8 protein-coding genes are annotated in these 8475 nt (G+C 73.2%); 4 read left to right on the top strand and 4 right to left on the bottom strand.

Annotated features, from left to right (window positions below; genetic code table 11):
• Positions 1–151: 151 nt before the first annotated feature.
• Entirely contained in the window at positions 152–1714 is a 1563-nt protein-coding gene (gene ahcY / locus ABWU78_RS09140; protein WP_439158158.1) for an adenosylhomocysteinase, read from the bottom strand.
• A 579-nt stretch (positions 1715–2293) separates the two neighbouring features.
• Here ahcY and ABWU78_RS09135 point away from each other — a divergent pair.
• From ABWU78_RS09135 to ABWU78_RS09125, 3 genes are all read left to right on the top strand, one after another.
• Positions 2294–3655, top strand: coding sequence for a quaternary amine ABC transporter ATP-binding protein (locus ABWU78_RS09135; RefSeq protein WP_353708710.1), 1362 nt, complete (start codon positions 2294–2296; stop codon positions 3653–3655).
• Positions 3652–4521 (top strand): ABC transporter permease, encoded by an 870-nt coding sequence (locus tag ABWU78_RS09130; RefSeq protein WP_353708709.1) that lies wholly within the window; start codon positions 3652–3654, stop codon positions 4519–4521. Before ABWU78_RS09135 ends, ABWU78_RS09130 begins: the two co-directional genes overlap by 4 nt.
• A gap of 127 nt (positions 4522–4648) precedes the next feature.
• Positions 4649–5596, top strand: a complete 948-nt coding sequence (locus ABWU78_RS09125) for a glycine betaine ABC transporter substrate-binding protein (RefSeq protein WP_439158157.1) — start codon at positions 4649–4651, stop codon at positions 5594–5596.
• A gap of 128 nt (positions 5597–5724) precedes the next feature.
• Here ABWU78_RS09125 and ABWU78_RS09120 read toward each other — a convergent pair whose 3' ends face one another.
• The 3 genes from ABWU78_RS09120 to ABWU78_RS09110 are packed head-to-tail and all read right to left on the bottom strand — an operon-like array spanning position 5725 to position 7779.
• Positions 5725–5913 carry a Trm112 family protein gene (locus tag ABWU78_RS09120; protein ID WP_141389178.1) on the bottom strand — a complete coding sequence of 63 codons (189 nt, stop codon included), beginning with the start codon at positions 5911–5913 and terminating at the stop codon, positions 5725–5727.
• Positions 5910–7382, bottom strand: a complete 1473-nt coding sequence (locus tag ABWU78_RS09115) for a phosphomannomutase/phosphoglucomutase (protein WP_439158156.1) — start codon at positions 7380–7382, stop codon at positions 5910–5912. Before ABWU78_RS09115 ends, ABWU78_RS09120 begins: the two co-directional genes overlap by 4 nt.
• A gap of 43 nt (positions 7383–7425) precedes the next feature.
• Positions 7426–7779 (bottom strand): DUF3499 domain-containing protein, encoded by a 354-nt coding sequence (locus ABWU78_RS09110; protein ID WP_047232115.1) that lies wholly within the window; start codon positions 7777–7779, stop codon positions 7426–7428.
• A gap of 113 nt (positions 7780–7892) precedes the next feature.
• Here ABWU78_RS09110 and ABWU78_RS09105 point away from each other — a divergent pair, with 113 nt between their 5' ends.
• Positions 7893–8471, top strand: a complete 579-nt coding sequence (locus ABWU78_RS09105; protein WP_353708706.1) for a metallopeptidase family protein — start codon at positions 7893–7895, stop codon at positions 8469–8471.
• Positions 8472–8475: the final 4 nt, after the last annotated feature.

Genomic DNA, 8475 nt, shown 5'->3' with positions numbered 1-8475 from the left:
AGCACGTGGTCGCGGCGTCGTCCCCGAGCCCGAGGAGGTCGAGACGGCGCGAGAGGACCCCGGCCCGCGGTGGGCGGGGGCGCGACGGGGCCACGCTCGTCGGGCGACTGGTCCATGCGACCTCCTCGTGGCGCGAGCGGGCTGTCGGCGCTCAGTAGCGGTAGTGCTCGGGCTTGTACGGGCCCTCGACCCGGACGCCGAGGTAGTCGGCCTGGGAGGGCGAGAGCTCGGTGAGCCGCACGCCGAGCGCGTCGAGGTGCAGGCGCGCCACCTTCTCGTCGAGCACCTTGGGCAGGCGGTACACCTGGCGGGCGTAGGAGCGCTCGCGGCCCTCGCGCGCGGCGGACGTGGCGTCCTGGAACAGCTCGATCTGGCCGATCACCTGGTTGGAGAACGAGTTGCTCATGACGAAGGACGGGTGGCCGGTCGCGTTGCCGAGGTTGAGCAGGCGCCCCTCGGAGAGGACGACGATCGAGCGGCCCGCGGGCTGCCCGCCCGGGCCGGGCTCCGCGAACGTCCACTCGTGGACCTGGGCCTTGATCTCGGTGCGCGACACCCCGGGCACCTCGGCGAGGCCGGCCATGTCGATCTCGTTGTCGAAGTGCCCGATGTTCCCGACGACGGCCTTGTCCTTCATCGCGACGAGGTGCTCGGCGCGGATCACGTCCTTGTTGCCCGTGGTCGTGATGAAGAAGTCCGCCTCGCCGAGCACGTCCTCGATCCGGGCGACCTGGTAGCCGTCCATCGCGGCCTGGAGCGCGCAGATCGGGTCGACCTCGGACACGATGACGCGCGCGCCCTGGCCGCGGAACGCCTCCGCAGCGCCCTTGCCCACGTCGCCGTACCCCGCGACGAACGCGACCTTGCCGCCCATGAGGACGTCGGTCGCGCGGTTGATGCCGTCGGGCAGCGAGTGGCGGATGCCGTACTTGTTGTCGAACTTCGACTTGGTGACCGAGTCGTTGACGTTGATCGCCGGGAAGAGCAGCTCGCCCGCCTCGGCGAGCTGGTAGAGACGGTGCACGCCCGTCGTCGTCTCCTCGGTGACGCCCTGGATCGCCTGGGCGATCGTCGTCCAGCGCAGGGGGTCGGCCTCGAGCGCGCGGCGCAGCACGGCGCGCACGACGTTCATCTCGTGCGTGTGGTCGGGCTCGCCGGGCAGCGTGTCGGGCGGGACGACGCCCGCGCGCTCGTACTGCAGGCCGAGGTGGACGAGCATCGTGGCGTCGCCGCCGTCGTCGAGGATGAGGTTCGGCGACTCGTCGCCGGGCCACAGGAGGATCTGCTCGGTGCAGTCCCAGTACTCCTCGAGGCTCTCGCCCTTCCACGCGAACACCGGGACGCCCTGCGGGTCGTCGGGCGTCCCGTGGGGCCCGACGACGACGGCGGCCGCGGCCTCGTCCTGCGTGGAGAAGATGTTGCAGCTCGCCCAGCGCACCTGCGCCCCGAGCGCGACGAGCGTCTCGATGAGGACGGCGGTCTGCACGGTCATGTGGAGCGAGCCGGCGATGCGGGCGCCCGCGAGCGGCTGCGACTCCCCGTACTCGGCGCGCAGCGCCATGAGGCCGGGCATCTCGTGCTCCGCGAGACGGAGCTGGTGACGGCCCGCCTCCGCGAGGGACAGGTCGCGGACCTTGTAGCGGCCGGGGACCTCGTCGAAGCCGGGAGCGGCTCCCGAGGTGCCGGTCGTCGGGGCTGGCGCTGTGGTGGACATGGTTCTCCTGTGCGTTCTCGGTGCCGGTCGGGCCGGTGGTACCGGTCCTGCCGGTGGCTGGCCGACTGGCCGGCCGGTGGCTGCGCTGGGGGCTCCCGTCCGCGCCGGGCGGGACCGCAGCCCACCCGGTCCCAGCCTACCGACGACGGCGCCGCCCGGCCCCGGCGAGCACGGCGCCCCGGGCTCGCCGCACCGTTCGTCCAGCGCGCGCGCCCGGGCGCGCGCGTAACACGAATGCTTGACCATCTCAAGATCACAAAGAGATAACGATCCGCGATCCGTCGGCATCCGCACCGTTCCAACGATGGTGGGTCAAGAATCGTCCTGGAACAGTCCCCGATCCCGGGGTCGTAGGTAGAAGTTGACCCTCGAATCAGGCAGGGTGCTGGAGTACCGATTGACGTCGGACCAGCATGTGGCCCGCTGCGCGCCGAGCGCGGAGGTCGCCCTCGGGCGTCCGACCGCGACGCGATCACGGCCGCGTGCCACGCTCCCGAGACGCCGCCGCCGGAATCCTCTGGCGCCGTCCTCGCGCGGGGCGTGCCGGTCCCCGCACGGAAGGTGGCGAGACCCGCCCGCATGACCGCTCCCAGCATCACCCCGCCCGACAGCAGCGACACGACGGTCGGCTCCCCCGCACCGTCGACCCCTCCTCCCACCGACGTCGCCGTCTCCGTGCGCGACGTCTACAAGGTCTTCGGCCGTCGGCCGGTCGAGGCGATCCGCCGGCTCGAGCAGGGCGCGGCCCGTGACGACGTCAAGGCGCTCGGCACGGCCGCCGTCATCGACGCGAGCTTCGACGTCCGGCGCGGCGAGATCTTCGTCGTCATGGGCCTCTCCGGCTCCGGCAAGTCCACGCTCATCCGCATGCTCAACGGCCTGTGGAAGCCGACGGCCGGGCACGTCGTGGTCGGCGGCACCGACCTCGCGGCGACCGACGCCAAGCAGCTGCGCGCCCTGCGACGCAGCAGCGTGAGCATGGTGTTCCAGCACTTCGCGCTCCTGCCGCACCGCACGGTGCTCGACAACGCGGCGTACCCGCTCGAGATCCAGGGCGTCGGCAAGGCCGAGCGCCGCGAGAAGGCCCGCACCGCGCTCGACCTCGTCGGGCTCGGCGGCTGGGAGGACTCGCTCCCGTCGCAGCTCTCGGGCGGCATGCGCCAGCGCGTCGGGCTCGCCCGCGCGCTCGCCGCCGACACCGACGTCCTGCTCATGGACGAGGCGTTCAGCGCGCTCGACCCGCTCATCCGGCGCGAGATGCAGGAGCAGCTGCTCGACCTGCAGCAGCGTCTCGGCAAGACGATCGTCTTCATCACGCACGACCTCAACGAGGCCATGCACCTCGGTGACCGCATCGCCGTCATGCGCGACGGCCGGATCGTCCAGATCGGCACCGCCGAGCAGATCCTGTCCGACCCCGCGAACGACTACGTCGCGCAGTTCGTCGCCGACGTCGACCGGACGCGCGTCCTCACCGCGTCGTCCGTCATGGTGCGCCCCGCGGTCGTCGTGCCCGTCAGCGGCGGGCCGCGTCAGGCGAGCCGCGCGATGCGCGAGGCGCAGGTCTCGGCCGCGTACGTCGTCGACCGCCAGCGCGTGCTGCACGGCGTCGTGCGCGACGACGACGCGGTCGCCGCCCTCAAGGCCGGCAAGGAGAGCATCGGGGACCTCGTGCACGACGGCGTCGCCCCGGTCTCCCCGGACACGCCCCTCGCGGAGATCTTCGCGCCCGCGGCCGAGTCGTCGCTCCCCGTGCCCGTGACCGACGCCGAGGGCCGCCTCGTCGGCGTCGTCCCGCGCGTCACCCTGCTCGAGGCCATGGTCCCGACCGAGCAGCCGCGCACGGGCGAGATCGACCTCGGCGCGCCCGCGGTGCAGGACGAGGCCGTCGGGGACGCCGCCGTGGACGCCCACCCGACGACCGAGGGAGGTGCCGCGTGAACGACACCCTCGTCCCCCGCATCCCGCTCGGCGAGTGGGTCGACACGTTCGTCGACTGGATGACCACGACGTTCCGGCCGCTCTTCCGCTTCGTCAAGGACGTCCTCGTCGGCATCTACGACGGCCTCGACACGATCCTGTCGAGCCCGCCGTTCTGGGTCGTCGCGCTCGCGCTCGCCGCCCTCGCGCTCCTCGCCAAGGGCTGGAAGCTCGCGCTCGGCTCGCTCGTCGGCTTCGTCGTCATCGCCGGCGTCGACCAGTGGGACAACGCGATGGACACCCTCGCGCTCGTCCTGCTGTCCGCCGTCCTGGCGCTCGTCGTCGCGATCCCGGTCGGCATCTGGGCCGCGCGCAACGACCGCGTCTCCGCGGTCGTGCGGCCGATCCTCGACTTCATGCAGACCATGCCGGCCTTCGTCTACCTCATCCCGACCGTCGTCATCTTCCTCACGGGACCCGTCCCGGGCATCATCGCGACGATCATCTTCGCCATGGCGCCGGGCGTGCGGTTCACCGAGCTCGGCATCCGGCAGGTGGACAAGGAGGTCGTCGAGGCAGGCCAGGCGTTCGGCGCGACCCCGGGCCGCATCCTGCGCCAGATCCAGCTCCCGCTCGCGCTCCCGACCATCATGGCCGGCGTCAACCAGGTCATCATGCTGTCGCTCTCCATGGTCGTCATCGCGGGCATGGTCGGCGCCGGCGGCCTCGGCAACGACGTCGTCGCCGCGCTCCAGCGCGTCAACGTCGCGCTCGGCTTCGAGGCGGGCCTCGCCGTCGTCATCCTCGCGATGTTCCTCGACCGCGTGACGTCCGCCCTCGGCAACCGCGCCCCCGTCTCGCGCGCCCTCGCCGCGGCGCGCGTCTGAGCGAGCGCGTCTGAGCCGGTCTCAGGAGCGCCCGAACCGTGCCCGGCCGCAGCGCCGGGAACCCGCCCGCCGCACCCCCGGCGTCGGGCACACCGACCGGGTCCGCCCGGACCCAGGGAAGGACAGCATGACCCCCGCACGCACCCGCAGCACCCGCCGCTTCGCTCGTGGCACCACCGCGGTCGCCGCCTCGGCCGTCCTCGGCCTCGCCCTCACCGCCTGCGCCTCCGACTCCGGCTCCGGCGGCTCGGACGCCGGCGGCTCGACCGGCGAGGACGAGACGTCGGTCTCCATCGGCATCCCCTCCGGCTGGGACGAGGGCATCGCCGTGTCCCACCTGTGGACCGCGATCCTCGAGCAGGAGGGCTACGACGTCACCTCCCAGACCGCCGACATCGGCGTCGTCTACACCGGCCTGGCCGGCGGGGACTTCGACGTCACCCTCGACGTCTGGCTCCCCTACACGCACGCCTCGTACGAGGAGGAGTACGGCGACCAGGTCACCGACCTCGGCTACTGGTACGACGACGCCAAGCTCACCATCGCGGTGAACGAGGACTCGCCCGCGCAGTCGCTCGAGGACCTCGCCGGCATGGCCGACGAGTACGGCAACAAGCTCGTCGGGATCGAGGCCGGCGCCGGCCTGACCGAGATCACCCAGGACCAGGTCATCCCGACCTACGGCCTCGAGGGCATGGACTACTCCATCTCCTCGACCCCCGCGATGCTCGCCGAGCTCAAGGGCGCGACCGACGCCGGCGAGAACATCGCCGTCACGCTGTGGCGCCCGCACTGGGCCTACGACGAGTTCCCCGTCCGCGACCTCGAGGACCCCGAGGGCGCGCTCGGCGAGGCCGAGAAGATCCACATGTGGGGCTCGTCCGACTTCGAGGAGCGCTACCCGACGCTGACCAAGCTGTTCGGCGCCTTCTCCCTCGACGACGAGCAGCTCTTCTCGCTCGAGAACATGATGTTCAACTCCGACGAGTACGCCGACGAGGCCGAGGCCGTCCAGGCCTGGCTCGAGGCGAACCCGACGTTCGTCGACGATCTCAAGGAGGCCGCGGGCGTCTGACGTCGCGCGACGAACGGGCCGCGGTCCTCGGCTCGCCGCCGTCGGTTCCGCGCCCGGGCGTGCTGACGACAGGAGGCCGGCTCCCCACGGGGAGCCGGCCTCCTGTCGTCCTCGGACCGGTGCGGCTCTCAGAGCTCGCGCGCGTCGTCCTCCAGCAGGACCGGGATGCCGTCGCGCACCGGGTACGCGAGGGGGCGGTCGGGATCGGTGGAGTGCAGCTCCGGCTCCCCGGAGGGGCCGGTGCCGTCCACCAGGCGCGCGCCGGTCACGGGGCAGCGCAGGGCCTCGCGCACCCAGGGGTCGATCTGCAGGCTCATGCTCGCTCCTCGTCGTCGTGCGTGCGCACGAGCGACAGGACGTCGTCGCGCACCTTCTCCATGATGTCCTCGTCGGCGGCCTCGACGTTGAGCCGCAGCAGCGGCTCGGTGTTCGAGGCGCGGAGGTTGAACCACCACTGCGGGTGGGAGTCCCAGTGCGAGACGGTCAGCCCGTCGAGCTCGTCGACCTCGACCGGCCCGCCGCCCTGCTGCGTCACGTACGCCTCGACGACGCGCGCCCGGGCCGCCGGCACGTCGGCCACGGTCGAGTTGATCTCGCCCGAGGCGACGTACGGCTCGTACATGTCCCCGAGCGCCGAGAGGGGGTGCGGCTGCGACCCGAGGGCGGCGAGCACGTGCATCGCCGCGAGCATCCCCGTGTCGGCGAAGAAGAAGTCGCGGAAGTAGTAGTGCGCGCTGTGCTCGCCGCCGAACACGGCGTCGTTCTGGGCCATCTGCGCCTTGATGAACGAGTGGCCGACGCGCGTGCGCACGGTCCGGGCGCCGGCGGCCCCGAGGAAGTCGGGCACGGCCCGCGACGTGATGAGGTTGTGGATCACGGTCGGCGTGCGCCCCGCCTCGACCTCCTTCGCGACCTCGCGCAGCCCGACGAGCGCCGTGATCGCCGACGGCGACACCGGGTCGCCGTGCTCGTCGACGACGAAGCAGCGGTCGGCGTCCCCGTCGAACGCGAGCCCGAGGTCGGCGTCGTGCTCCACGACGGCGGCCTGCAGGTCGAGCAGGTTCTTCGGGTCGAGCGGGTTCGCCTCGTGGTTCGGGAACGTGCCGTCGAGCTCGAAGTACAGCGGCACCACGTCGAGCGGCAGCGCGGGCAGGCCCGCGCCCGTGCCCAGGACGGCCGGGACGGTGTAGCCACCCATCCCGTTGCCGGCGTCGACCACGACCTTGAGCGGCCGGATCCCCGACAGGTCGACGAGCGAGCGCAGGAACGCCGCGTAGTCCGCGAGCGTGTCGCGGTCGGTGACCGTCCCCGGCTCGTCCGCGGCGGCGGGGAGGCCGTCGTCGAGGTACCCCTCCGCGAGCCGGCGGACCTCCGCGAGCCCCGAGTCCTGGCCCACCGGGCGCGCGCCCGCGCGGCACAGCTTGATCCCGTTGTAGACCGCGGGGTTGTGGCTCGCGGTGAACATCGCGCCGGGCGCACCGAGGACGCCGGACGCGTGGTAGAGCCCGTCCGTCGAGCACAGCCCGATGCGCACGACGTCGACCCCGGCCTCGACGAGACCCGCCGCGAACGCGTCCACGAGCTCCGGCCCGGAGTCCCGCATGTCGTGCCCGACGACGACGCTCGTCCGGGCGGGCGCGTCGCCTGCGGGGGCCGGCGCCTCGGGGAGCACGACCGCACGGGCGAACGCGGCACCGATGGCCTTCGCCACCTGAGGGTTGAGCTGGTCCGGGACGGTGCCGCGGACGTCGTACGCCTTGATGAGGTGGGAGAGGTCGGTCGTCACGCCGCCCACCCTACCGAGGCGGGGGTACGGGGGTGCGTCGGGGTCAGTCGCCCTCGGCGCGCAGGACGCGCAGGTGGCCGCGTCGCCCCACCTCGGTGACGTCCGGCGGCTCCGGCTCCGTCCGGACCTTGCCCGCCTCGCGCACCGCGTCCGCGAGCGCCGACAGGTCGTCGTCGCTCGGGCCGGTCTCGACGAACTGGGGCGACAGCCGCACGACCTCCCAGCCGCGCGGTGCGGTGAGGCGCTCCGCGTGCTCGGCGCACAGGTCGTAGGAGTGCGGCTCGGCGAGGTGCGCGAGCGGGCCGAGGACCGCCGTGGAGTCGGCGTAGACGTAGGTGAGGGTCGCGACGGCGGCACGGACGCACGCCGTGCGCGAGCACTGCCTGACGGATCTCACGCGCTGACCTTACGCCTTCCTGGCGTGTCGTGGGGCCGCCACACGCCGTCCGAGCGCCCGCGCCGCCGCAGGTGGGCGCGCTGCGCCGGGCGGCGGCGGGCTAGAGTCGTGGTGTGCGTGGCAACACTCCGTCCCCCGGCTCGCGGCCCGAGCCCGCCGGCAAGGGGCGCCGGGCCCGCGACCGCTGGTCGCGCCGGGCGACCCCCGCCCCGCCCCCCGTCTCGTTCGACGAGCTCGTCATCCCGCCTCGGGCGCCCGGCCCGGGCGGTCAGGGTCCGGTGCCGCGACGCCGGGACCGCCGGGGTCGCGGGATCCGCGGGCCGCTCCTGCCGCCCACCGCACCGGCGAGCCGCACGCGGGCGGAGAAGTTCGACGACGTCGTCGTCGACGTCGTCGAGCGGGTCGAGCGCTCGTGGGCCAAGCAGCTGCGCGGGACGGAGTTCGCGGTCGAGGACGTGCCGCCGTCCGACCCTGCACCCTGGGAGGACGGCGGCGTCCCGCTCGGCCGGTGCTTCCCCGCGGAGTCGGGTCAGCCCGCGCGCATCGTCGTCTACCGACGGCCGGTCGAGGCCCGCGCGTTCGACGCCGAGGACCTGGAGGACCTCGTCCGCGACGTGCTCGTGGAGCAGGTCGCCCACCTGCTCGCGCGCACGCCGGAGGAGATCGACCCCCGGTACACCGGCGACCGCTGACCCG

It is taken from the genome of Cellulosimicrobium sp. CpK407, assembly GCF_051844275.1.
GTDB lineage: Bacteria > Actinomycetota > Actinomycetes > Actinomycetales > Cellulomonadaceae > Cellulosimicrobium > Cellulosimicrobium cellulans_G.
The sequence above is the reverse complement of the archived record's forward strand: the minus strand, read 5'-3'. Positions and strand labels throughout refer to the sequence as shown.